General features: G+C 66.0%; 23 protein-coding genes. 13 read left to right on the top strand and 10 right to left on the bottom strand.

The genetic code is table 11. The features are described from left to right. The first annotated feature begins 3 nt into the window (after window positions 1–3). Both ACFWFP_RS11935 and ACFWFP_RS11930 read left to right on the top strand, forming a co-directional pair. Window positions 4–882 (top strand): hypothetical protein, encoded by an 879-nt coding sequence (locus ACFWFP_RS11935; protein WP_379294736.1) that lies wholly within the window; start codon window positions 4–6, stop codon window positions 880–882. Window positions 883–958: 76 nt separating this feature from the next. Further along, the gene (locus tag ACFWFP_RS11930; RefSeq protein WP_379294735.1) at window positions 959–1,585 is read left to right on the top strand and encodes a TetR/AcrR family transcriptional regulator; all 627 of its coding nucleotides are present in this window, start codon (window positions 959–961) and stop codon (window positions 1,583–1,585) included. 76 nt (window positions 1,586–1,661) lie between these two features. On the opposite strand, the gene ACFWFP_RS11925 is transcribed toward ACFWFP_RS11930, so the two are convergent. Next, window positions 1,662–2,315, bottom strand: a complete 654-nt coding sequence (locus tag ACFWFP_RS11925; RefSeq protein WP_379294734.1) for a CoA transferase subunit B — start codon at window positions 2,313–2,315, stop codon at window positions 1,662–1,664. After that, window positions 2,312–3,058, bottom strand: a complete 747-nt coding sequence (locus tag ACFWFP_RS11920) for a CoA transferase subunit A (RefSeq protein WP_379294733.1) — start codon at window positions 3,056–3,058, stop codon at window positions 2,312–2,314. The genes ACFWFP_RS11925 and ACFWFP_RS11920 overlap by 4 nt, the downstream gene beginning before the upstream one ends. A 254-nt stretch (window positions 3,059–3,312) precedes the next feature. Between ACFWFP_RS11920 and ACFWFP_RS11915 the strand changes: the two genes are divergently transcribed. Both ACFWFP_RS11915 and ACFWFP_RS11910 read left to right on the top strand, forming a co-directional pair. Further along, complete coding sequence (locus ACFWFP_RS11915) at window positions 3,313–4,092, top strand: IclR family transcriptional regulator C-terminal domain-containing protein (RefSeq protein WP_379294732.1); 780 nt, start codon at window positions 3,313–3,315, stop codon at window positions 4,090–4,092. A gap of 18 nt (window positions 4,093–4,110) precedes the next feature. After that, window positions 4,111–5,319, top strand: a complete 1,209-nt coding sequence (locus ACFWFP_RS11910; RefSeq protein WP_379294731.1) for an acetyl-CoA C-acetyltransferase — start codon at window positions 4,111–4,113, stop codon at window positions 5,317–5,319. Between the two features lie 21 nt (window positions 5,320–5,340). On the opposite strand, the gene ACFWFP_RS11905 is transcribed toward ACFWFP_RS11910, so the two are convergent. Then, window positions 5,341–6,084 carry a helix-turn-helix domain-containing protein gene (locus tag ACFWFP_RS11905; RefSeq protein WP_379294730.1) on the bottom strand — a complete coding sequence of 248 codons (744 nt, stop codon included), beginning with the start codon at window positions 6,082–6,084 and terminating at the stop codon, window positions 5,341–5,343. 405 nt (window positions 6,085–6,489) lie between these two features. Here ACFWFP_RS11905 and ACFWFP_RS11900 point away from each other — a divergent pair, with 405 nt between their 5' ends. The 6 genes from ACFWFP_RS11900 to ACFWFP_RS11875 all read left to right on the top strand — a co-directional run bounded on the left by ACFWFP_RS11900 (window position 6,490) and on the right by ACFWFP_RS11875 (window position 12,312). Beyond that, complete coding sequence (locus ACFWFP_RS11900; RefSeq protein ID WP_379294729.1) at window positions 6,490–7,380, top strand: NAD(P)-dependent oxidoreductase; 891 nt, start codon at window positions 6,490–6,492, stop codon at window positions 7,378–7,380. Further along, on the top strand, window positions 7,377–7,778 hold the full coding sequence (locus ACFWFP_RS11895) for a nuclear transport factor 2 family protein (protein ID WP_379294728.1): 402 nt from the start codon (window positions 7,377–7,379) through the stop codon (window positions 7,776–7,778). Before ACFWFP_RS11900 ends, ACFWFP_RS11895 begins: the two co-directional genes overlap by 4 nt. Further along, window positions 7,778–8,854, top strand: coding sequence for a maleylacetate reductase (locus ACFWFP_RS11890; protein WP_379294727.1), 1,077 nt, complete (start codon window positions 7,778–7,780; stop codon window positions 8,852–8,854). Before ACFWFP_RS11895 ends, ACFWFP_RS11890 begins: the two co-directional genes overlap by 1 nt. Further along, the gene (locus tag ACFWFP_RS11885; protein WP_379294726.1) at window positions 8,851–9,735 is read left to right on the top strand and encodes an intradiol ring-cleavage dioxygenase; all 885 of its coding nucleotides are present in this window, start codon (window positions 8,851–8,853) and stop codon (window positions 9,733–9,735) included. Before ACFWFP_RS11890 ends, ACFWFP_RS11885 begins: the two co-directional genes overlap by 4 nt. 192 nt (window positions 9,736–9,927) lie before the next feature. Beyond that, window positions 9,928–11,160 (top strand): MFS transporter, encoded by a 1,233-nt coding sequence (locus ACFWFP_RS11880; RefSeq protein ID WP_379294725.1) that lies wholly within the window; start codon window positions 9,928–9,930, stop codon window positions 11,158–11,160. 21 nt (window positions 11,161–11,181) lie between these two features. Continuing rightward, on the top strand, window positions 11,182–12,312 hold the full coding sequence (locus tag ACFWFP_RS11875) for a zinc-binding dehydrogenase (protein ID WP_379294724.1): 1,131 nt from the start codon (window positions 11,182–11,184) through the stop codon (window positions 12,310–12,312). A gap of 144 nt (window positions 12,313–12,456) precedes the next feature. Here ACFWFP_RS11875 and galE read toward each other — a convergent pair whose 3' ends face one another. The 4 genes from galE to ACFWFP_RS11855 are packed head-to-tail and all read right to left on the bottom strand — an operon-like array spanning window position 12,457 to window position 16,500. Further along, window positions 12,457–13,434: a UDP-glucose 4-epimerase GalE gene (gene galE, locus ACFWFP_RS11870; protein WP_379294723.1), complete on the bottom strand. Its 978-nt coding sequence runs from the start codon at window positions 13,432–13,434 to the stop codon at window positions 12,457–12,459. Next, window positions 13,431–14,495 (bottom strand): hypothetical protein, encoded by a 1,065-nt coding sequence (locus ACFWFP_RS11865; RefSeq protein ID WP_379294722.1) that lies wholly within the window; start codon window positions 14,493–14,495, stop codon window positions 13,431–13,433. The genes galE and ACFWFP_RS11865 overlap by 4 nt, the downstream gene beginning before the upstream one ends. A 3-nt stretch (window positions 14,496–14,498) precedes the next feature. Then, window positions 14,499–15,812 (bottom strand): phosphomethylpyrimidine synthase ThiC, encoded by a 1,314-nt coding sequence (locus ACFWFP_RS11860; protein ID WP_379294721.1) that lies wholly within the window; start codon window positions 15,810–15,812, stop codon window positions 14,499–14,501. A gap of 13 nt (window positions 15,813–15,825) precedes the next feature. Next, window positions 15,826–16,500: a hypothetical protein gene (locus ACFWFP_RS11855; RefSeq protein WP_379294720.1), complete on the bottom strand. Its 675-nt coding sequence runs from the start codon at window positions 16,498–16,500 to the stop codon at window positions 15,826–15,828. 92 nt (window positions 16,501–16,592) lie between these two features. On the opposite strand from ACFWFP_RS11855, the gene ACFWFP_RS11850 reads away from it, so the two are divergent. Next, window positions 16,593–17,912, top strand: coding sequence for a helix-turn-helix domain-containing protein (locus ACFWFP_RS11850; protein ID WP_379294719.1), 1,320 nt, complete (start codon window positions 16,593–16,595; stop codon window positions 17,910–17,912). Beyond that, a complete protein-coding gene (locus ACFWFP_RS11845; RefSeq protein WP_379294718.1) occupies window positions 17,909–18,541 on the top strand; it encodes a 2'-5' RNA ligase family protein in 633 nt (210 codons plus the stop codon). The genes ACFWFP_RS11850 and ACFWFP_RS11845 overlap by 4 nt, the downstream gene beginning before the upstream one ends. Before the next feature lie 347 nt (window positions 18,542–18,888). Here the strand turns inward: ACFWFP_RS11845 and ACFWFP_RS11840 are convergent, their stop codons facing one another. Further along, a complete protein-coding gene (locus tag ACFWFP_RS11840) occupies window positions 18,889–19,545 on the bottom strand; it encodes a hypothetical protein (protein WP_379294717.1) in 657 nt (218 codons plus the stop codon). Window positions 19,546–19,702: 157 nt separating this feature from the next. On the opposite strand from ACFWFP_RS11840, the gene ACFWFP_RS11835 reads away from it, so the two are divergent. Then, on the top strand, window positions 19,703–20,608 hold the full coding sequence (locus ACFWFP_RS11835; RefSeq protein WP_379294716.1) for a hypothetical protein: 906 nt from the start codon (window positions 19,703–19,705) through the stop codon (window positions 20,606–20,608). Between the two features lie 47 nt (window positions 20,609–20,655). Here the strand turns inward: ACFWFP_RS11835 and ACFWFP_RS11830 are convergent, their stop codons facing one another. Further along, window positions 20,656–21,567, bottom strand: a complete 912-nt coding sequence (locus tag ACFWFP_RS11830; protein WP_379294715.1) for an alpha/beta hydrolase family protein — start codon at window positions 21,565–21,567, stop codon at window positions 20,656–20,658. Between the two features lie 79 nt (window positions 21,568–21,646). Further along, window positions 21,647–23,761, bottom strand: a complete 2,115-nt coding sequence (locus ACFWFP_RS11825; RefSeq protein WP_379294714.1) for an acyltransferase family protein — start codon at window positions 23,759–23,761, stop codon at window positions 21,647–21,649. Window positions 23,762–23,767: the final 6 nt, after the last annotated feature.

Genomic DNA, 23,767 nt, shown 5'->3' with positions numbered 1-23,767 from the left:
TCAATGCTGACCAGAAGAAGCTTCATCGTCCGTGCGGCCGGGGCGACGGCCGCCAGCGCAGCGGTTGCCTATGCCGGTGCGGGAACCACTTTCGCCGCCCCTGGGCCGTCGGCAGCCGGACTGCGGACATACATCGACGGCCGCTTGGTCGACCAGGGCCGGGTCGTCGAGTGGGAACGGCGGCGGCTCTCGGTCGCCGCGGCGCGGCTGCGTAAGGACTACGTCGGCCTGCTGACCGGTGAACTCGACTCACTCCTCGCCCGCTTCGCGATCGACGTCGACGACATCCCCGCCGCCCGAGCGGTGCTGGCACAGGCTCGCGTGCTGATCGGCTCCAACGGCTTGCGTGAGCTGCTCGCCGGTGAGCTCCTCGCCTCCGAGGCCGCCACCCGTGCCACGCTTGCGGCCTCGGGTGGACGCTGGGCCGTGTCGACCGTCGAGATCGCCAGTGATCGTGGTACCGCGCAGGGCTTCATCGACACGTTCGACCGGGCGCGGGTGAGTAACGATCAGGCGTTCTGGACCGATGCCTGCCCGGACCACTACATCATCGCCACCCTGCCCGACGGGCGGCAGGAGGTCGTCGAGGTGACCGGTGGAGCCATGCTCGCCAGCCGGTTCCTCGTCGAGTACACCGACCCGGCGAAGGTGGTGGTCGCCGCGGATCCGGCCTACCCGTTCGCGGTCGCCGGCGCGGCCAAGCTTGCCGACGGTGAACTCATCGGCGGGGTCTGCCATCAGTTCCGTGACGAACCCGGCGGTGGGTTCCGCAGTCAGCTGAAAGTCGCGTTTCCCGCGGCGGTGCCCGGTTTGTACATCAGCGAGCACCAGTGGCATCTCGCGACCGAATTCGGCAACTGGATCGAGGCATACCTGCGCTGACCCGGATGGGGCCGGACGCACCGGCCCCATCCATCGGCATTGGGCATACGGCACGGCCGTCGAGTAGAACTGGACCATGGATCAGAGTGGACTCGATGCCGACGGGCAGTCGGTGACACCCCCGGCTCCGCGTAAGCGGACCGGGGGACGCTCGGCGCGGGTACGTGACGCCGTTCTGACCGCGACCCTGGAGCAGGTCACCGAGCACGGCATCGAGGGTCTGACCATCGGTGATGTCGCGGCCCGCGCCGGAGTCGCCGAGACGACGATCTATCGCCGCTGGGGCACTCGGACCGCGTTGATCGCCGATGCTGTCACCGAGCTCGCCGCCGTCGGGAATCCTGCGCCGGACACCGGCACCTTGCGATCGGATCTGGCGGTGCTGGCCGGACAGGTTTCCGACCTGATCTCGCGCCCGGGTATGGCGCGGCTGGTGGGCACCACCGTGGCGCTGTCCTCCGATCCGGAGGTCGATGCCGCGCGCCGCAAATTCTGGAACGATCGTTTCGAGCGGAGCTCCCAGGTGATCACGAACGCGGTGGCGCGCGGTGAACTCCCGGCAACGGTGAATCCGCGCGCTGTGCTCGAAACCCTGTCCGCACCACTGTATTTCAGGCTCTTGGTCGGCGAACAGGCGATCGATGACGTGTTCATCGCACGCTGCATCGACGACACCCTCGCCCTCCATGGCGAACGGGCCTGACGACAGTCACGCTTGGCGAACGGATCAGGTCGGTGTGAAGCCCGCACCCCCTTCAGCGTGGGCTTCACACCGGATCTCATCGCGCGGGAGCGGTCGCGAGTGCGACCGTGAAATCTGCGCCAGTGGCCGCGCGAACGTCGGATTCGCTGACTCCCGGCGCGGTTTCGACAAGTGTCAGTCCGTCGGGGCCGATATCGAGCACGGCCATCTCGGTGATGATCCGGTGCACGCAACCCAACCCGGTCAGCGGCAGGGTGCACTGTTCGACGATCTTGGGTTCGCCACTGCGGGAACGGTGTTCCATCATCACGATGACCCGTTTCGCGCCGTGGACCAGGTCCATCGCGCCGCCCATGCCCTTGACCATCTTGCCCGGAATCATCCAGTTCGCCAGGTCGCCGTGGGCGCTGACCTGCATCGCACCGAGAACGGCGACATCGACGCAGCCGCCGCGGATCATCCCGAAGGACTGCGACGAGTCGAAGTAGGAGGCGCCGGGCAGAACGGTGATCGTCTCCTTGCCCGCGTTGATCAGCTCGGGATCGACTTCGTCCTCGGTGGGGTAGGGCCCGACGCCGAGGACGCCGTTCTCCGAGTGGAGCACGACCGTGACATCGTCGGGCAGGTAGTTCGGCACCATCGTCGGCATTCCGATGCCGAGGTTGACGTACTGGCCGTCACTCAACTCGGCGGCCACCCGGGCCGCCAACTCCTGTCGTGTCCATGTCATGCCCGCACCGTCCTGTTCTCGATTCCGACCTCGACTGCGCCCACGTGCACCACGCGCTGCACGTGGATGCCGGGGGTGTGTACTTCGTCTGGATCCAGTTCGCCCGGTTCCACCAGCTGTTCGACCTGGGCGATGGTGATCCGGCCTGTCGCGGCAGCCGGGGGATTGAAGTTGCGCGCGCTGCGCCGGTAGACGAGGTTGCCGTGGCGGTCGCCCTTCCAGGCGTGTACCAGCGCGAAATCGGTGACGATCGCGTGTTCGAGCACGTAGGGCACCCCGCCGAAGAGCCGCGTCTCCTTCGGGGGACTGGCCAGTGCGATCCCGCCGTTGCCGTCGTAGCGCAGCGGCAAGCCGCCGTCGGCGACCTGCGTGCCGACGCCCGCGGGGGTGAAGAACGCCGGAATGCCCGCACCGCCCGCCCGCATCCGCTCGGCCAGGGTGCCCTGCGGTGTCAGCTCCACTTCGAGTTCGCCGGAGAGGAATTGACGTGCGAACTCCGCGTTCGACCCGACGTAGGAGCTGGTCGTGCGGCGGATCCGGCGTGCTTCGAGGAGCACGCCCAAGCCGACGCCCGCGGTGCCGCAGTTGTTGCTGACGACCTCGAGGTCGGTGGCGCCGTGGGCGAGTACGGCGTCGATGAGTACCTGCGGCACGCCGACCAGGCCGAATCCGCCGACCGCGAACGACGCGCCGTCCTGAATATCGGCAACGGCCTCGGCGGCCGTCGCAATGACTTTGTCCATCACGCCAGCGATGCTAGCCGAGATGTTCGCAATGCGCACTCGCGTTCGTATGTCGAACACTTGCGTAGGCTGGAGTTGTGGACGTAGCGTGTTCGCAATACGGACTTGTGTTCGCATAATGAACACGCGTTCTTCGTGCATGCCGAGTCTCGTGCCGGACCGCCGCGACGTAGCCTCGGGCCCGGCTCGGTGAACCGATGTTCGCCGCGGGGTGGACGCCATCGAGCCCAGTGGGAGAAGGAGTTACGGCAGCCATGACAGAACCGTCGCCGGAATACGTGCAGTCCCTCGCGCGCGGCCTGGCCGTCATTCGGGCCTTCGACGCCCGGCATCCGCGGCGCACCCTCAGCGAAGTCGCCCAGGCCACCGACCTGACCCGGGCCACCGCCCGGCGTTTCCTGCTCACCCTGGTCGAACTCGGCTATGTGCGCTCCGATGGAAACCAGTTCTGGCTCACGCCGCGCGTGCTCGAGCTCGGGTACAGCTTCTTGTCCAGCCTGAGCCTGCCCGATCTGGCGGGCCCGCACCTCGAGGCGCTGGCCGAGAAAGTTCGTGAGTCGACCTCGGTGTCGATTTTGGACGGCACCGACATCGTCTACGTCGCCCGCGTTCCCGTGAGCCGGATCATGACCGTCTCGATCAATATCGGGACCCGTTTCCCCGCCTACGCCACCTCGATGGGCCGGGTGCTGCTCGCCGACCTCGACGCCGAGGCGCTCGATGGCTACCTGGCGAACATCGACCTGACGCCACTCACCGACACGACGGTCACCACGAAGCGGCAACTGCGTGCGGAGTTGGCTCAGGTCCGTGCCGACGGCTATTGCCTCGTCGACCAAGAGCTCGAGCAAGGACTGCGGTCGATGGCAGCACCCCTGCGTGACCAGCACGGCGTGGTCGTCGCCGCGGTGAACATCTCCACCCAGGCTGCCCGCTACACGCTCGGTGAGGTCCGCGACTCCCTGGTTCCCGCCCTGCTCGAGACCGGTGCCGCGATCGAGCGCGACCTCATCCGGATCCGATCCACCACCTGACGCCTACAAGGAAGAGCTATGCCCGAAGCTGTTATCTGCGAACCCCTGCGCACCCCGGTCGGCCGATTCGGCGGGGTGTTCAAAGACATTGCCCCGCAAGACCTCGCCGCAACGGTGATCGCCGAGCTGATCGCGCGCACGGGACTCGACGCCGCGACCGTCGACGACGTGATCCTCGGCCAGTCCTCGCCCAACGGCGAGGCGCCCGCGATCGGCCGCATCGCCGCGCTGGACGCGGGCCTGGGGATCGGCGTGCCCGGTATCCAGGTGGACCGGCGCTGCGGGTCGGGTCTGCAGGCGGTGTTGCAGGCCTGTATGCAGGTGCAATCCGGCGGCAGTGATCTCGTCCTGGCGGGCGGTGTGGAATCCATGAGCCGCACCGAGTTCTACGCCACCGACATCCGCTGGGGCATCCGTGGCGACGGGCCGGTGCTGCACGACCGCCTCGCACGTGCGCGAATCACCGCCGGTGGCAAGAACTTTCCGGTCGACGGCGGCATGATCGAAACCGCGGAGAACTTGCGCGCGCAGTTCGCGATCAGCCGCGCGGACCAAGACGCGCTCGCCGTGCAGTCGCATCAGCGTGCCGTCGCCGCGCAACGTGACGGCCGCTTCGCGGCGGAGCTGGTGAGTGTCGCTGTGCCGCAACGTAAGCGGGATCCGCTGCTGGTGCGCACCGACGAACACCCACGAGCCGATACCGACCTCGACACGCTGGGCAAGCTGCGCCCGATCCGTCTCGGTGTCGATCCCGAATCCACGGTGACCGCCGGAAATTCCAGCGGTCAGAACGACGGCGCGGCCATCTGTATCGTGACGACACCGCAGCGTGCGCAGGCACTGGGGCTGCGCCCGATGGCTCGACTGGCGTCGTGGGCGGTCGCGGGTGTACCGCCGTCCACCATGGGCATCGGACCGGTACCCGCGACCGAAAAAGCCCTGGCCCGACTGGATCTCACACTCGACGACCTGGACGTGATCGAGCTCAACGAGGCCTTCGCCGCGCAGACACTGGCCGTGCTGCGGACCTGGAAGGTAGAACCCGACGATCCACGCCTCAACCCCAACGGTTCGGGAATCTCCCTCGGCCACCCGGTCGGCGCCACCGGCGCCAGAATCCTGGCCACCCTGCTCCACGAACTGACCCGCCGCGAAGGCCGCTACGGCCTCGAAACGATGTGCATCGGCGGCGGCCAAGGACTGGCGGCGGTTTTCGAACGCCTCTGATCTGCCCGGAACCGGTCGCGACTAGCTGTCGCGGCCGGTCCCGGCAGCGGGTGGTCGCACGGCGGCGCCGAGCAGATCCAGTGCGTCGACCGCATTCGTCACGCGCAGGGGTGATTCGGTGTCGGTCTCACCGAGTTGTGCGGCGACCCATGCCCGGGTGGGGCCGGAGTCGTGGCGGCCCGCGACGAACCACACGCCGCGCGCGGGTTCGCTCGACTGGTTGACGTACATGTGTGGCCGGGTGGAGTCGAAGCACAGTGAATCGCCCGCGCCGATGGTGTACCTGTCGAAATCGAGCAGCAGCGTCAACTCCCCGGTGAACAGGTAGGCGTACTCGGTTCCGGAGTGGCGCATCGGCATTCGGTCCACCGAGCTCGCGGCACCCGGCTCGTAGGTGACCAGCAGGGCGTCTACGCCCGCGTTCGGGTCGACCGCCAGCTTTTCCCACCGGACGCCGTTGGCCATTTCGAGCACCGGGTTGTCCGCGGCGCGTTGCACGACGCCGGTGGAACGGCTCGTGCCCGAAAGTCCGGCCGGTGCCGCGGTGGGCTCGGCGCGGCCGTATCGGATGCCCAGCAGATCGTCGAGGGAGACCTCGAGATGGTTGACGAGGGCGTAGAGGGTGCTCACCGACGGCTGGGACTTATTGTTCTCGATCTGGGAGAGCTGGCTGGCGGAGATGCCCGCCGCGGCCGCCACCCCGCGCAGACTCGAACCCCGATCCAGGCGCGCCTGCTTCAACGCCGGCCCGATCCTGTCCTGCATCAGCGCACCTCTGTCCACTCGCCGAAACAAAATCAACTGTCAGTGAACACTACGGGTTCACTATGGATGAACACTACCCGCGGCGTGTGGCGAAGCCCTGCAGCCTGCTCGCGACGCGACGATTCGAGCAAGCTTCTGCCCCTGAAGTGCCTCTTCTTGATGATTCAAGCATCGGGTGGAAAACCTCCTTCGATACGGCAACCGTTGTTCCGTGGTTGACATCACTCGCTATATGTTTAATGATACTGAACACATTCACGGTGGCTTCAGCCCCGTTCCCCGTCATCGACGACGAAGGAGACTCGTGTCTTTCCCGATTGCGCGACTTCGGTCGACCTGCTTTTCTCCGCCTCACACCACCGCTCACCGATTCGCCGCGACAGTCTGCGTAGCGGGGGAGGGACCGTGCTGATCGGATTCGCGGGCCTGGGCCGAATGGGCAGGCCGATGGCCGCCCACCTGGCCGCGGCCGGGCACACCGTTCTCGCCTATGACCCCCATGTCGAGCAAGCGCCCGAGGGGGTCGGTCTTGTCGACGTCCCCGACGCGCTGGCCACCGCCACGTTGACGATCAGCATGCTGCCCGATGGTGAGTCCACTCGAGACCTGGTGATCGAGGGTCTGCGCGCCGTCGCGCCCGGCCACCTGCACATCGTGATGGGCACCGTCGGCCCGGAGATCGTCCGCGAACTCGCCGAGCTACCGCACCTCGCGGTGATCGACGCGCCGGTGTCGGGCAGTGTGTCGATGGCCGAAACCGCGGCCATCACCACGATGGTCGGTGCCACGCCCGAACAGTTCGAGCGGGCACAGCCGGTACTGGCCGCGATGACCACCGCCCAGTTCCACGCCGGGCCGGTCGGCTCGGGGTCCACGGCCAAACTCGCCGTCAACGCGGTCCTGGCCGGGCTGAGTCAGGCTGTCGCAGAAGGACTTCTGCTCGCCGAAGCCGGTGCCCTCGACCCGGCCACGTTCTACGACATCCTGCGCAACAGCGCGGCGGGCGCCCCGTATGTCGGCTACAAGCGGCAGGCCTACCTCGCGCCGGAGGCGACCCCGGTCGCGGCGCCGGTATCGCTGATCCGCAAAGACCTCGGCCTGGCTCTCGCGCTGGCTCACCGTCACCGGCTGATCCTGCCCGGGTCCGAGGCCGCGTTCGCCGTCCTCGACGATGCCGTGGCCACCGGGCTGGGTCAGGCCGACATGGCCGAAGTGCTCACCGTCCTGCGCCGTCGCAACGGCGTGATGTTGCGCGAAACCCTTTCCACCGCACCACAGACAGGAGCCCTCTCATGACCAGCGACACCCTCGCCACCGCCGAGATCGAATCGACCATCCGCTCGCTCGAGGACGCACGCTACGCCGCGGTGGTGGCAGGCGATGTCGACGGCTTCGCCGCATTCGCGCACCCCGAGTTGCTCTACACGCACTCCAACGCCGCGGTCGACACCCTCGACAGTTACCTGGAAAAGCTGCGCAGCGGCTTCTACGTCTACCACCGGATCGAGCACCCGGTGCACAAGATCGTCGTCGTCGGCGACACCGTGCTGGTCTCCGGTGAGATGCGCGCCGACATCACGGCCGGTGGGGTGCGTAAACAGCTCGCCAACAGCGCGCTCGCGGTCTGGGTGCGCGACGGCGCTCGGTGGTTGCTGCTGGGCTACGGACCCACGGTCATCCCGGGGGCGATCTGATGACACAGTTCACCTACGACGGCCTGCCGGGCCGGGTCGTCTTCGGCGCCGGTGCCGCGCGCACCCAGTTGCGCACCGAGCTCGACTTGCTCGGTGCCCGCCGCGTGCTGCTCATCGCCACCGACGCCGAGAACGGCACCGCGACACAGCTGTGCGCACCGTTCGCCGATCGGGTGGTCGCGACCTTCTCCGAGGTCCGCCCCCATGTACCTGCCGAGGTCGCCGAGCTCGCCCGCAAGGTGGCGATCGACGCCGATGCCGACGTGGTGCTGTCGGTGGGTGGTGGCTCGACGACAGGAACGGCCAAGATCGTCGCCCTGACCACCGGTCTGCCGGTGCTCGCTGTGCCGACGACCTATGCCGGCTCCGAAGTCACCCCGGTCTGGGGCCTGACCGAGCGCGGGCGCAAGACCACCGGGACCGATCGGCGGGTGTTGCCCAAGACCGTCGTCTACGACCCGGAGCTGACTCTTTCTCTGCCGGTGGAACTCTCGGTCGCCAGCGGACTCAACGCGGTGGCGCACTGTGTCGAGGCTTTCTGGGCGCCACGGCGGAGCCCGGTGTCCAGCGCGGTCGCCGAAGACGGCATCCGTCACCTGGTCAACGGGTTGACCACGATCGCGTCCACCCCGACCGGCCTGGCCAGTCGCGGTGAACTGCTGCTCGGCGCCTACCTGGCCGGATCGGCGTTCGCCGTCGCCGGATCCGGGCTGCACCACAAGATCTGCCACGTCCTCGGCGGGGCGTTCGACCTGCCCCACGCCCACACCCACGCCATCGTGCTGCCCTACGTACTGGCCTACAACGCTCCCAACGCGAGCGAGGCCACCGACCGGATCGGCCGCGCACTCCGGCGAGTCGACATCGTCGCCGGACTGCGTGAACTGGGTGGTGCGGTCGGTGTACCGGCGGGGCTACGTGAGCTCGGCATGGACGAGTCCGGTATCGACGACGTGATCGACGACATCCTGGCGATCGCTCCCGCCGACAACCCCACACCCGTCACTCCGGACGGACTGCGCGCGATCCTGCACGGCGCGTGGGCAGGATCCGACCCCACAGGACCGACGGCATGACCGGCGACCCGGCTACCGCCGTCGACAAGGAACAGGCCGTCACCGAGGAGGTGCTGGCCAGCTTCGACGCCACTCCCGATCCTCGGCTGCGTGAGGTGATGCACAGTCTCGTCCGGCACCTGCACTCCTTCGCTCGCGACGTCCGGCTCACCGAACACGAGTGGGAGTCGGCTATCGAATTCCTCACTCGCGCAGGACATATCACCGACAGTCGGCGTCAGGAATTCATTCTGCTCTCCGATGTGCTCGGCCTGTCCATGCTCACAGTCGCCATCAACGAACCTCCTGAACCTGGTGCCACCGAGTCGACGGTGTTCGGTCCGTTCTTCGTCGATTCCGCACCGGAGATTCCACTCGGAGGCGATATCGCCCGGGGCGCGAAGGGGTTGCCCTGCTACGTATCCGGCCAGGTTCGCTCGGTCGGTGGCGCGCCGATCGAAGGGGCGCGGATCGAGGTGTGGGAAGCCGACTCCGACGGCTTCTACGACGTCCAGTACACCGACGACCGCTCGGCCGGTCGCGGCTGGCTGCGCTCGGGTGCCGACGGCGAATACCGATTCTGGTCGGTACTGCCAGCGCCGTATCCGATTCCCCACGACGGCCCGGTCGGTGATCTGCTGACCGCGACCGCTCGCGGCCCGATGCGCCCCGCGCATCTGCACTATATGGTCACCGCGCCGGATTTCCGGCCCCTGATCACCCACATCTTCGTCGCGGGCGACCCCTACCTCGACTGCGACGCGGTGTTCGGAGTGAAGGAGAACCTCGTCGTCGAGGCTGTCCACCACACCGATATCGCAGCTCCTGACGGGACACATCCGCAAAACGGCTGGGCGAGCATCACCTTCGATCTGGTCCTGGCCGCCCACGACGGCCGCTAGCGCCGCGCCACACACACGACCGGACCCGTCGAGGCCCGGATCGAACGGCACCGCCATGTCTCTCGCCGAACTGCTACCGGCAGGCGATGACTCGGTGCCCATTCCACCCATGCAGTGAACACCCGTTCCCTGCGATTCGAGATCACTGCTGCCCGGGCACGACCCCCAGCAGCTCACACTGGAGGTACAACGATGCGACGTACACGTTGGATCGTGCTCGGCGGGTGTTTCCTCGCCTACCTGTTCGACGCCTTGGAAATCGTCCTGCTTTCCATGGCACTACCGTCCATCCGCAAGGACTTGGGCATCACGATCACCCAGGGCGGCCTACTTGCTACCGCCACCCTGGTCGGCATCGGTGTCAGTAGTGTCCTCGGCGGCTATGTGGCCGACAACTTCGGGCGCAAGAAGGCACTGCTCGCCGCACTGAGCATCTTCGGCATCTTCACCGCGGCGATCTATGTGGTCCCGAGCTACGAGGTCTTCCTGATCCTGCGGTTCCTCGCCGGTATCGGGCTCGGCGCAGTCTGGAGCGTGGTGTCGGCGTACGTGGTCGAGACTTGGCCGGAACAGCACCGTGGTCGCGCGGCCGCGTTCGTGATCAGCGCGTTCCCCGCGGGCGGAGCGATGGCCGCCACGATCTCGGGCTGGTTCCTGCCGGATTGGCGACTGATGTTCCTGGTGTCGGGCTGTGCGGTGGTGCTGCCGATCGCCATCGTCGCGATCTTCTTCTCCGAATCCGCCACCTGGGCAGCGCAGAAGGCCGACAACGCCGACGATGTCGTCTCCGTGCGTGACGTGCTGGGCTCCTCGCTGCGCCGGCGCACCCTGCTGGGCACCCTCATGGCGGCGCTCGCGCTGTTCGGCTATTGGGGCGCGATGACCTGGCTGCCGACCTACCTCACCACCGAACGTGGGCTGCCGTCGACCTCGGTCGCGCTGTTCATCACGATGCTCAATCTGGGAATGTTCTTCGGCTACAACGGGTTCGGCTACCTCGCCGACCACATCGGCCGTCACCGGACGATCATCGTCACCTTGCTCGGCGTCACGCTCACGCTGCCGATCTACGCACTCACCACGCAGGAGACCGCTCTGCTGTGGATGGGACCGCTGTTCGGCGCGTTCACCGCCTTCTTCGGTCTGTTCGGCTCCTACCTCGGGGAACTGTTCCCGACCAGAGCCCGCGCGACCGGTGCGGGCTTCTGTTTCAACGTCGGCCGCGGTGTCTCGGCGCTGGCGCCGTTCGCTCTGGCCGGACTGGCGGCGAGTATCGGATTCCAGGGCGGTCTCATCGTGTGCGCGGGCTTCTTCGGCCTCGCCGCGGTGGTGGCATTGTTCCTGCCCCGCGGCAGCGCAGTCACCGATGACGTTGTCGCCCAACCGGTTACCGACCCACGCGACGGAGAACCCGTCACGGTGTGACAACGGCGGTCTGGGTCGCTCATGGTGACCCGGACCGCCGCTCGGCATCCGAACCATCACCACCATCTCGACGAGGAAGACACTGCTGTGCCATCGATGATGCAAGCCGCCGTCTACTACGGCCCCCGCGATATCCGGCTCGAAGAAGTCGACATTCCGACCCCTCGCGCGGGAGAGGCGCTCGTGCGGGTACTGCGATCGGGAATCTGCGGGACCGACGCCGCCGAGTGGATCGCCGGACCGAAAACCTTTCCCGTGCAACGCCGCCACCCCCACAGCGGACACCTCGGCCCGATCATCCCCGGCCACGAATTCGTCGGCGAGATCGTCGAAGCCGACCCCGGTTCCGGCCTCACCGAGGGCAGCCTGGTCGCCAGCGGCGCGGGTGTCTGGTGCGGCACGTGCCGCCGATGTGGGGAAGGCCGAACCAACCAGTGCACGAAGTACCGAACCCTCGGGCTGAACGTCCACGGCGGAATGGCCGAATTCGTCGCGGTCCCCACGAAGACGCTGCGCCCCTTGCCCACCGGGCTCGCCCTCGACCACGCCGGACTCGCCCAACCCCTGTCCGTCGGCATCCACGCGGCCCGCCGGTCCGGTGCGCGCGAAGGCGACAAGGTCGTCATCATCGGCGCCGGCGCGATCGGCTCCTTCGTCCTCGCCGGCCTGCGACACCTCGGCGAATTCGACATCACCGTCATCGACTTCCCCGGCAGCCGCCTCGACCGCGCGCAACGCCTCGGCGCCGATCGCGCCCTCACCCCGTCGGAGTCCATCGCCGCCGATGTCACCGACGCACTCGACGGCCGCAAACCCGACGTCGTGATCGAGGCAAGCGGGGCGCCCGGCCAACTGGCGGCGGCACTCGAGATGGTCATCGACGGCGGCCGCGTCCAAGCCGTCGGCATTCCCAAGGACAAGCCCGCCCTCGACATGCACTCGATGATCTTCCGCGAGATCACCCTCGACACGACGCTGGCCCACGTCTGCGACACCGACCTCCCCGCCGCACTGCACATCCTCGCGGCAGACCCTTTGCTCGGCACCGAATTCGCCGAAACCCCGGTAGGACTCGCCCATCTGGGCGCATCACTGGATCGCCTCGCCACCGGGCAGGTGGAAGGCAAGATCCTCATCGACCCGGGCGTGTGATCGGTCAGGACAGGGTCTGGTCAGGGTTCAAGGCCGACGGAAGACTGAGCATCCCGATGACGGTGGTGAGCAGCTCGTGCAGCACTACGCATCAATACTGGCGCAGGGCAGCGCCGCGCACGAACTTGTTGACTAGTGCCCCGCCTAACGAGCGGCTGTCTGGTGGAACTTCCAAGCGTCTCCGACTATGTCGAGGATGTCGGGTTTAGTTGGTGCCCATCCGAGTTCTTGCCGTGCTAGTTCGGACGAGGCGTAGAGCACTGCCGGATCGCCACGGCGGCGTGGTGCTGTCTCGACGTCGATTTCTTCGGTGGTGACGTGGCGGATCGCGTCGAGTACTTCTTTGTTGGAGAAGCCGATTCCGTTGCCCAGGTTGTAAATTCGGTGCGCGCCTCGGCGGATGGCGGCAAGGGCTAGCAGATGTGCCTGTGCGAGGTCGGTGACGTGGATGTAGTCGCGGATGCAGGTGCCGTCGGGAGTTGGGTAGTCGTCGCCGAAGAGGCTGAACTTGTCACGGAGGCCAGCGGCGGCATCCAGCGCCAAGGGAATGAGATGCGTTTCGGGAGTGTGGCGTTCGCCGATCATCGACCCATCGGTGCAGATGTGTGCGCCAGCGACATTGAAGTAGCGCAAGCTGACGGCACCGAGCTCGCTGGCGCGGGTGATCGATGCGATCGCGCGGTCGACTGCGAGTTTGGTGTCGCCGTAGGTGTTGACCGGGTTCGTCGCAGCGTTCTCAGCGATCGGAACTTCGTCTGGCTCGCCGTAGACCGCGGCGGTAGAAGAAAACACCAGGCGCGATACTCCCGCATCGCGGATGGCGTCGAGGAGTGCGAGCGAGGCGCGGGTGTTGTTGTCCCAGTGCCATTCCGGGTGATTCATCGATTCGCCCGCCGCGATGAGTCCGGCGAAGTGCAGCACCGCATCGAATCCGGCGTCGGGGGTGAGGACGGCGGCGATGTCGTGTACGCGTAGTTGGTGGAAACGCGCTTCGGCGGGGATCTGCCGGTCATCGTTGCGGGAGAGGTCGTCGACGACGTCGACTTGGTGCCCGGCGTCGAGAAGGAGCCGGGTCACGGTGGCGCCAACGTAGCCGGCGCCACCGGTGACGAGGATCTTCATGCAGCGACCTGCACTTTCATGGCGAGGAGGTGGTCGTGGATTTCGCGTCGGTGCTTGGCGAAGTAGGAGGCGGGGCCGGGCTGTTGCTGCGTTCCTGCCCAGCCGGTGACTCGTGACCAGGTTGCGCGCTCCACGGTACCGATCTTGTCCAGGCGAGGGTTCGAGACCCACGCGGCGGCGACTTCCCGGGCGAGCTCGCTAATTCGCTTCTGATGGCGGGCGATGATCTGCCCGCTGCTGGTGGTGGCGTATTTGCTCAGTCGCACTGCGTCTGGTCGTGGGCCACCGAAGGCGAAGTCGAATCTGCGGAAAGCGTCGTGCACGTAGACCCAGAATCGGGACGGGTCCAACGGAGTCTGCCGTGGATCGATGCGCCAAGCCAGCTCGGTGCGCATCTGTTCGGCGAGATGTGGGGCCATGCGGGCGAAGTCGTGATGGGCATAGGCGCCGCGTTCCAGCATCGCCGTCGCACGCAAAACCTTCATGCACAGTCGGTTCACCAGCAGGTGAAACTGGGTGGAGTCCAGGCCGGCCTGCCACCTGTAGTTGAGCCGATGCCAGTAGTAAGCCTGGATGTAGTACAGCAGGATCTCGTAGGCGTCACGGTCGTCGAGTCGCACGGAGTTGTGCTCTGGCAGGCCGTGCGGGGTCAGTGGCACGCCGAGGTTCTTGAAGTCGTAGCCCAGGGACGTTGTGATGGCCCGGTAGTCGCGTAGCGGCAGCGTCATCAAATCCACAGTGGGAAAGCACGTTTCGGCGGTCATACGCAATTGGGATATGAGCGTTGTCGGTGTCTCACCGGAGGAGACATAGAGCAGGTCGAGGTCGCTGATGAGCTGGCGCTGGTCGTGTTGATAGCGAATCCAGCTCGGTTCTCCGCGGGCCATCGACCCGCCCAGGATGAGCCAGTCGGTGTCGGGCACGTGATCGCCGAGGGCGAGCAGGTTGTCGGCCAGGAAGGTAGCGACCGTCGTCAGGTCCGCTGTGTCGGGGAGACGCCTGGTGATCGTGGCGGCCAAGGATGCTGTGGTGACGGTGGGCCTAGATGCTGTCGTGGTCATTGGTCAGCGCTCCGCGGGACTGATCGACAACGGAGCCGTACTGGCGGGGACGGGAGCTTCTTCGTGGTCCTTCTTGGCTGTCAGGTGTGGGCACAGCGATCCGCAGATCGTGCACGGTGCACCGGTTTTCAGTCCGGCGTTGATGAAGGCGTTGCCCGCCAGCCGTGGGTAGAGCGCGTGGGTGGCTTGCACGTCCCAGTTGTTCGCACGCCGGGCGACGGAGATGGCGCGCTGGCGGGCTGCTTCGTCGGTGTTGTCGCGGCCCAGTTCGAGGGCGGTGATGGCGACTTTGACATTGCGTACGGCTTCGGCGGTGTCGGTGCCGGTGGGCATCAGGTAGTGCTCGACCTGGGTGATGGAGGCGAACATGTCTCCGCCGTGCTGCCCGGCGGTGGCCACGCCGATGGTGTTGACGATCGAGTCCAGGGTGACAGCGTTGTCGATGACCATCGGGCCTGCCAGCCACAATGGCGCGCCGCCGAGGGCCTTCTTATAGGCGGGGATGATTTCGGGAATGCGATGCAAGGGGATGTGGCCGCCGGTTTCGCACAGGACTTGAACGCCGGCGTCGAGTGCTCGGCGCCGCAGCGTGGCCAGCAACTCGATCTCGCGCCATTTCAGGTCGTCACCGGCGTCGGCTGTGGCGCCGGGGCGGAAGATATCTCCGAGGTCGAGCACTACGCCGCGGCGTCGGCAGATCTCGAGGATGCCGTCGAAGTACTCGTGCAGCGGCGATTCGGTGTTGTGCATGCGCATGTAGCGCGCGATCAGTCCGCCACCACGGGAAGTGGTGGGCATGATCCGTGTCGACTGCTCACTCATTCGCGCCAACTCCGGGTTGATCCCGGCGTGGATCAGCGCGAAGTCGACACCGGAGTCCAGTCCGAGTTCGAAACGTTCCAAGAATTCGGCACGACCGAGCTTCTTGCGGGGCTGGGCGAACAGGTCGTAGGTGAGGCAGCAGCCCAACGGGATCCCCACCACTTCCTTCAGCTCGCGGCGCAGCGCGATGCCCTCGGGGTTGGTGGTCAGGTCGATCACCGCGTCGGGTTTGGCGGCCAGGATCACCGACATGCTGTCGACGATCGCGTCGCGGTTGGTGTCCTTGGGCCCCAACCCGATCAGCGCCGTCACTTTTCGCCGCGTACCCGCGCCGACGAAGATCGGGGCAAAGTCCTTGTGATGGCGAGAATCGTTGGAACGCAGGAACACCAGAGTGCCGGCCGCGATAGCGGTCGCGGCCTCGGTGACTGCGATTCCTTCGCGCGCGCAGGTTTCGCGGAACTGTGGATCAGTCGAGTAGTCGAGATCGAGCATGGTGGTGCACCTTTCAGTCGCTGGATATGGGGGAGGAGTTCTGCAGTGGTCGTGGCACGGCTGCCTGGCCGGTATGGAGGTCGCCCCAGTCGATGACGTGGCCGGCGACGGTGGTCCATGCTCGGTGCAGTTCGTCGAAGTCGACGGGCGCTCTCGCGTGGAACTTCGCTTCGAATCCGATGTAGGCGGCGGCGAGTTCATCTAGCGCGGCGCCGTAGTCCCGGTCGGGCAGCCGGGAGTGGTTCGCGACCCAGGCATCGACCAGTTCAGCGAGTTCACTTCTGCGCGTGTCGATTCGGGCAGTGTTTGCGGGGTTGATGTGGCGGCAGCGGTGCAGGTGGGCGAAGGCTTGAGCCCAGCGTGCGATCAGGTGGTCACCAGGAAGGTGTCCGAATGCGCCACGGAAGGCAGAGATCAGCTGGTAGCCGGTTGGCAGTTCGTGCGCGGTGGGAAAAACGTCGACGGTTTCCGCCGCATGGGGATTGTCGGCAACAGGGGAACTCGGGATAGCCAGGGCGAGGTTGACCCAACCGGCTTCTCTCATCGCCCCGACCAGCTTGACTAGATCGGTGAGCGAGTGGCTCGACATGTGCGGCCTCCTGGCGACGCATCCGGCAGCGAAGGGCATCGATCTGGTGGCCTCGCCATGGATTCCCGGGAACAGGTACTGATGAAAAGCGTCGCCCACCAGCGGTATCGGAGGTAACCGCGTAGCGATCGCGTACCGTAGGCGTATCGTGTGCACTTCCGAGATCAGGTGCTGAAAAGTAGGAAGCGGCGATGATGCGAGGGCGGGCTTGGACAGGCTTTGAAGCGGCTGCGCTTCAAGAAGCGATGCGAAAGTCGATTCGAGAGTTCGCCGCCCTGCTCGGTGTCGAGACGACCACGGTCAACAACTGGCGCTCGGGTCTGAGCGCCGTGAAACCCAGATCCACGGCGCAAGCAATCCTGGATACGGCATACCTGCAGCGTGCGTCTCCAGCGGATAGAGAGCGATTCGAGCAGATCATCGCGGACGGGGAAGCCGTTTGGCGGGACCGCCATTCAACCGTGCTGAGTCACACCCAGACCGCGGTCGCATACACCGACCGCGTTGATGATGACGGGTTGCCGGAGATTGGTGACCAGCCGATCACTACTGATCTGCTTGCAGTCCTGGGCCGCGTTCACAAGCTGAGCCGATCTATCAATCCCGAGGTCATTGACCAGTTGAGAATCAGTACGCACCACGCTATCGCGAACTATGAAACTGTTGATCCTGCCGGACTCGTTCCCGCGTTGAAACAGCAGCGGGAGTGGCTCGATGGGCTCATCGATGAATGTAGCCACCCGAAACAGCGGAGCGAACTGTTCGACATAGCCACCGAGACTTCGGGGCTGCTCGGCTATATCGCCGTCGGAACTGGTCATTATTCGATGGCGCGGGCCTACTGCCTGGAGTCTTTCCATCTGGGGGACAATGCGCAGAACGCTAACCTCACAGCATGGGCGCGTGGGCTGCAAAGCTTCTGTGAGTATTACGCAGGGAGGTACGAACGAGCGTTGGACTATGCTCGAGACGGCTTCGCTCGAGCGGAAGATGGGCCGCAAAGCGTAAGACTAGCGATCAACGGAGTCGCGCGAGCAATGGGAAAGCTCGGCGATACTGACGGCGTGCGACGCACGGTGGACCGGGCGTACGAGCTGGTCACGTGCGAGAGCGCCCCGGATGGAGTGCCATCCAGTATCTCGCTGGGAAGCTACAGTGCGGCGCAGGTGGCTGGAAATGCCGCGACATCGTATCTGTCGTTGGCGATGCCGGATAAGGTCGAACAGTATGCGGAGCTCGCGTTGGCGGACATGAACAACACGAACTCGCCGTGGGGTAGGTCGCTGGTGATGATCGACGTGGCCCGCTCGCATGTCTTGGCCGAAGATGCCGACCTGGATGCTGCAGTGGCGATAATGCACGATGCTCTAGACACTTCGCCAGACAAGCCTATGGCCCAGGTTCAGCGCCGAGCTTCGGAATTTCTCCGTGACGTGGCCGACAGGTGGGGGGATACCTCGCAGTTGAAGGGCGTCCGGGATGCGCTGGCCAGTAAGGGCGGCGAGAAGTGACCGGAATATTGGGCACCCTACGCCCCCGTCCGCTCGAGAACGGCCCGCTCGGCTACTACTGGTTCCTGACCTTCGATCATGCCTCGGAACTTCATTCGCGGACCAAAGAGTGTCAGGAGGTTATCGATCCGGCACACTTTAAGACCACCCCTGCCGACAGCCTCCACCTGACATTGGATCGAATTTCGCGCCCTCGCGCTTGCACAGTCGAACAACGTGCTTCTATTGCGGTAGCTGCGCAGCATGCTTGCCGGGACCTGCGGCCGTTCAGCTTGTCCGTTGATCGGCTGACCAACATTCGTGGTGCGATCGGCTTCGTGATCTCACCCGCGGCGCCGGTGATGGAACTTCGTGACGCGCTACGTGCGGCAACGATCTCCGTGTTGCCGCAGGCGTCGCTGAAGGAATCTACATCGAATCCCCATGTGACGATCGCGTACCCGATTTTCGAAGGTATGGACGAGATGGCTGCCGCGGCTGCAGCGACTGCTGGCAGTGCAATCCACGGCTTCCACGTTGTGACCACCGAGGCTGCGTTGGTTTCGCTCGAACTTCGGGACAATTCCTACGTGTGGGATGTCATCGAACGAATCGAACTGGGTCGGGGGCAACCGGAGAAGTTCGGCTGAAGCAGCCTGGTGCCACCACGCGCTGGGTACTCCTCGCATCCGAAATCCGTAGCTGCGGAACCAAGTTCGACGCGAATGCGCTCTTAAAAATTTTGGTTGTAGATGCGCTAGCGTTTGTTGCCGTTGTTGTTCTGAGAGATGGTTTGCTGGTTCGGCATCGATGTTGTGCTGCAGCGCCGTGGTGGTCGCCTCGCGCTGGGAGGCGGTGCCAAGGGCAGGATCTGATCGGCGAGACGTCGGTGTTTGTAGCCGACGAGCCCGAAGCGCTCGAGGTGATGCCAGGTTCGCGACGGCATCGAGTGCGCCTTCCAGACGAATAGAGCTGTGAACACGACGTGAGCAAGGGCTCAGTCAGTGGGTTGCCAATGTATCCCCGGCTGCATATGACCAGGGCGAGGCTGATGGAAGGTATTCAGCACCATTCGGATCGCGGCAACGACGGCATCCGGACCGTATTCGGACCTGCTGTTGAAGTCTTCGTATCGCACTGCGGACGAGCCGTGCACGATCAGCTCTTCGGTGTCTTCCGGATAGAAGCCGTAGCCCACTCCATCGGTGAGTTCGGTGTACGGATGACGACTGGAATATGCCGTAGCGAGGACGCCCGGGTGGGGAGAGCGCACGAGACCGTTGGCTGCTGCACGGTTGATCAGCGCCTCCAGTGCCGATTCGATCTCGAAGTCGGGGTTGCGGAAACCGAGCAGATCGGCCCAGTCCGGAAACGTCGACCGGCGTAGTGGCAATGTCGCGGGTACGCCGACGACCCATGCCCGGGCCCACTCATCGATCGCCGGATCGATGACGAATTGCCAACTGCGCGCTTCGAATTCCTCCTGTGCCCGCTGGCGACGCCGGGAGTCTTCGGCGTAGTAGGCCTCACGAAAAGACGCAGTCGAGCGGTCGGCAATCCGGGATTTGCTGTGCGCCCGGTCCCGATCGTCCCAGCGCCGCTGAGGGGCGGTGCGTTCCAGATAGAGCGCGTGTCCGGACGGCTCTTGCTTCACGCACGCACAGTACCGATGTTCGGCTTCCGCGAAGGTGCTGCGGCGAACGAGCACCATCGTCCGTGGCGTCGCCGGGGCTTGACACGGTGCCGGACACGGCTTTGACTGAATCGGAAACTGGTTCTACCTCCTACGACAGTGCTCTGAGAGGTCGACGATGGGCAACACGTGGATAGCGAGCCCGGGGCATCGGCGCGGATCGGCCGCCCGCCGCGGAGCCGTCACGGTACTGGCGCTGATCGGTGCGTGCCTGCTCTCCTTGACGGCGACCCAGACTGTCTCCGGGCAACCCATGGCAACCTCGGACACCGGATTCGCGATCCCCTTCGCCGGTGCGCCCGCCTACGAACACGTGGCACCGACGCAGATGACGAGTCCGGAGCAGCTCAACCAGCCGCTCGGGCAGGCATTGGCCGACACGATCGCCGGTCAGGTGGGTCTCGACAGAGCGGACGCGCTGACCGAGCAGCAGTATCGCGACCTCAGCACCGGCGGCGGCGTCGGCGGCAACAGCGAGGCGGCCGAGGTGATCGTCGCCTGCGTCGAGATCCTCACGAATACGGTCGGTCGCCCTCTCTATTCCGAGGTCAACGGGCAGAGCACGCCTTCGGTGCTGGCCAGCTACGGACTGTATGTGAACCCCGGTGGGCTGCTGGAGAGCCCGGCCAACGCGGACGCGCCGACCAGACAGGTGAACACCTTGATCGCGCCCGGCGGTTACGTCGGCACCTGGTTGCGCGACAACGGTGCGTTTCGATCTCTGGTCGCGCTCTACCGGTCGGCCTACACGGTGCAAGCCGCCTTCGGCTTCGCGGCACAGCAGATTTCGGGCGAGGCTCAGCTGGTGACCAACACCAAGGGGAGCGTGAGCTCGGTGGTCGGCATGTCGATGGCCCCGCCGCTGTGGATTGTGAACTTCGCCCTGATCTACATCTTGAACCCGGCGCTGGCGGCCGAGATGCCCGCCTACTGGGCTCCGATACCCCCGCAGGTCGCCGACGCCATCACAGCGAGCCCGACCGGCCAGGTCCCTTTCGCCGACTATGCGGCCTACTTCGAGTGACGGGCGGTCGCTCGGCCAGCTGAGTCGGAGGTCGTGAGAGTGGAGCGTCAGATGATGGAGCCGACGTAGCCGATGATGGTGTTGCGTGCGGTGTTCCAAGCCGAAGACTCGGCGTCGGCGAATTCACCGTGTCCGGTACCGCGCAGGATTTGTACATCGGCGATGCCGCCCGCGCGGGTGACGGCTTCGACGTAGCGGTGGCTTTGCAGCGGTGCCACCACCCGGTCGTTCTCGCCGTGTACCGCGGTGATGCGAGTGTCGTTCGCCGGGAGGTGGTGGATGGGGGAGGCGTTGCGGTATCGGTCGGGTACTTCCGCGGGTGTACCGCCGAGGAGCTTCGGGACGAACGAATCCCGGCTCTCGGTGACCGCCAGATCCAAGTCGAGGACCGCCGCCATGAGGGTGAGACTGCGGATGCGAATCGCGGGATGTCTCGGTTGCTCGGCTGATCGGTGCCCGGCGGCCCACGCGGCGAGATGGCCACCGGCCGAGTGCCCGGCGAGGTGAACCCGCTGAAGGTCGAGCAGGTTGCCGACGGGCGGTGCGACGATGGTTGCCAGCGCGTTCACGGCGGCGTCGACATCGGTGAGGGTGACCGGCCATCCACCGCCGCCGTTCACTCGGCGATATTCGATGTTCCACACCGCGACGCCGTCGCCTGCCAGCGCACGGGCATGGGCGTCGAACTGTGCGAGGGTCCGGTTCTGCGCCCATCCGCCGCCGTGGATCAGAACCACCACGGGCAGCCGTGTGTTCGATGCCGGTGGCAGATAGAGGTCGCCGAAAGTCTCCGGTGAATCTCCGTAGCTGATGCGCATCGGTGATTGCGGAATCGCTGCGGCTTCCGCGGCGACCGTCTCGGCCGGTACCGACAGTTCCGTGGCGCGATACCCGAGGGCGAGGACGAACACCGCGAGCACGCCGAGACCAGCAATGCGACGCTTTCCGTCACGTGCCACCGCTGGATCTCCTCTCGACCGCCTCTGCACCTGCACCGTATCGCTTCCACCGTCGGACAACGGTGGTCCGATCCCGCGCCTACCACCACCCCAGTATCGGTTGCAGCTCCCGTCCGAGTGGTCCGGCCAGAGATCGGGAGTAGCTGGCGGTCAGGTGGTGCTCGTCGTGATAGATCAGGATGTTGCCCTCCGCCACCGCGCAGAGCGTGGGTTCGCAGACCGCGTCCGTCAGGTCGATCGGGAAGACGCTGGGAAAAGCCGAGGCCGGTTCCAGTCCTGGGTTGACCGGGTCGAGCGCGTCCTCGCGGCGCATGCCGCAGCTGGTTCGGTTCCCGCCGCCGGCCAAGCAGTCGGTGGCTTTGTATCGGAGGGTTCCGCGGCGCAGCCACGGGGTGTCGCGGATGGCGACCACGTTGAGACCACGATCCGACAGTGCCGTCCAGACGTGGAGATAGTCGGCGGGCGTCTCGTCGCCGCCCTCGTCGCTGGGCCGGGTACCGGTGGTGAACACCCAGTCCGGGCGGTCGGCGTCGAGGCGGTCGATCACTTCGGCTGACCAGTCCCGGCAATCCGGGATGGGCTCACCCTTGTAGCTGGCGTCTTCGGCGAGCGTGAGCGGGCAGCCCATCTTCAAGTACACCTGGATGCGGAACGAGTGTTCGGTGGCGAGCACCTGGAGTGCGGGTAGCCAGTGTTCGGCATGGGAGCTCCCGACGAGCGCCAAGGTCCGATCGGCATCCGGGTCACCATAGGTACAGGTGACGACGTCGCGGGTGTCCCAGTCCGCGATACACCCGTCCGCAGTGGGCGGGGGGACTTCGGTGGGCGCCGCGAAGACGGTGGGTCGCATCGGCTCGTCGGGTACCTCAGCGCCGGAGGCCAACGCCTCCGCGCCCGGGTACTTCTCCGAGTCGAGCTCCCCGGCCGCCACCGGGGGATTGACCTGGACCACGGCGAACTGCCAACCGGCGGTGACGGTGACGGTCGCCACCAGCAACACCGCGACGGCGGAGCCGACCAGATGCCGCGACCGCGTGTAGCCGGCATCGTCGCTGCCGGCTGTGCGCTGCCGCAGTGGCTGTTCGATCCAGCGGTGCGTCATCCAGGCCAGCACAACCGACAGCCCGATCACCCCGATACCGCCCACGAGACCGGCGTGGGTGTTTCCGCGTTCGGTGAGGAAGAAGATCAGGATCGGCCAGTGCCACAGATACAGGGGATAGGCGATCTCGCCGAGCCACCGCATGGCCGGATGGGCCAGGAGCCGGTTCGGCCAGGGCCAGTCGGCGAACCGCAGCTGCGTCGCCGAGAGGATCACCGCCGCCGTCGCGCAGACAGGAAGCAGAGCCGCGGGGCCGGGGAACCGGTTGGCGCCGTCGATGATGAGCCATCCGCACAACACGACACCGAGCACACCGAACACCGAGAGCGCCACGCGCACCTGCCGCCACACCACCAGCGAAGGCGCGACGACGGCGAGCCCGGCGCCGACCAGCAACTCCCACCCGCGGGCGAAGCTGTCGTAGTAGTTCCATCCCTGATTCGTGGCGACGCCATAGGCGGCGTAACCGAAGGAGGCCATCGACACCGCGACCACGACCGCGCCGATGGTCGCGCGAATCCGGCCGGGCTGCGCGAGCCGCGCGCACAACCAGGCGGTCGCCGCGACCGCCAGCAGCGCGGCCAGGTAGAACTGCCCCTGCACCGACATCGACCACAGATGTTGCAGCGGACTGACCGAAGGATCGGCCGCGAGGTAGTCCGACCAAGTCAGCGCGAGCTGCCAGTTCTGGTAGTAGAACAGCGACGACAGCACTTGCGCCGCCGCCGTCGACCATTGCGTATACGGCAGCAACACCACCGTCGCGACGACGACCGCCGCCAGCACGACCGTCATGGCCGGGACGAGTCGTCGTAGGGTGCGGCGCACGACCGACCACGCCCAGAACGGTTCCGGCGACTCCGCCCGACGCAGCAGCAAGCCCGTGAAGAAGAACCCCGACAGCACCAGGAAGACGTCCACACCCCCGGACACACGACCGAACCACACATGAAAGACCACAACCAACGCGATCGCGAGTCCCCGCAGCCCGTCCAAATCGAAGCGGTACCCCAACCCGCGGCCGGTGGGCGTTGCGGTGGTGAGGCGAGCCTGCTCGGCCGGGTGCACCGAATCCGCGTCAACTTCGGTCACAGCCCG

This window comes from Nocardia sp. NPDC060249 (assembly GCF_042728755.1).
Lineage (GTDB): Bacteria > Actinomycetota > Actinomycetes > Mycobacteriales > Mycobacteriaceae > Nocardia.
This window is presented reverse-complemented; position numbering and strand designations above follow the sequence as displayed.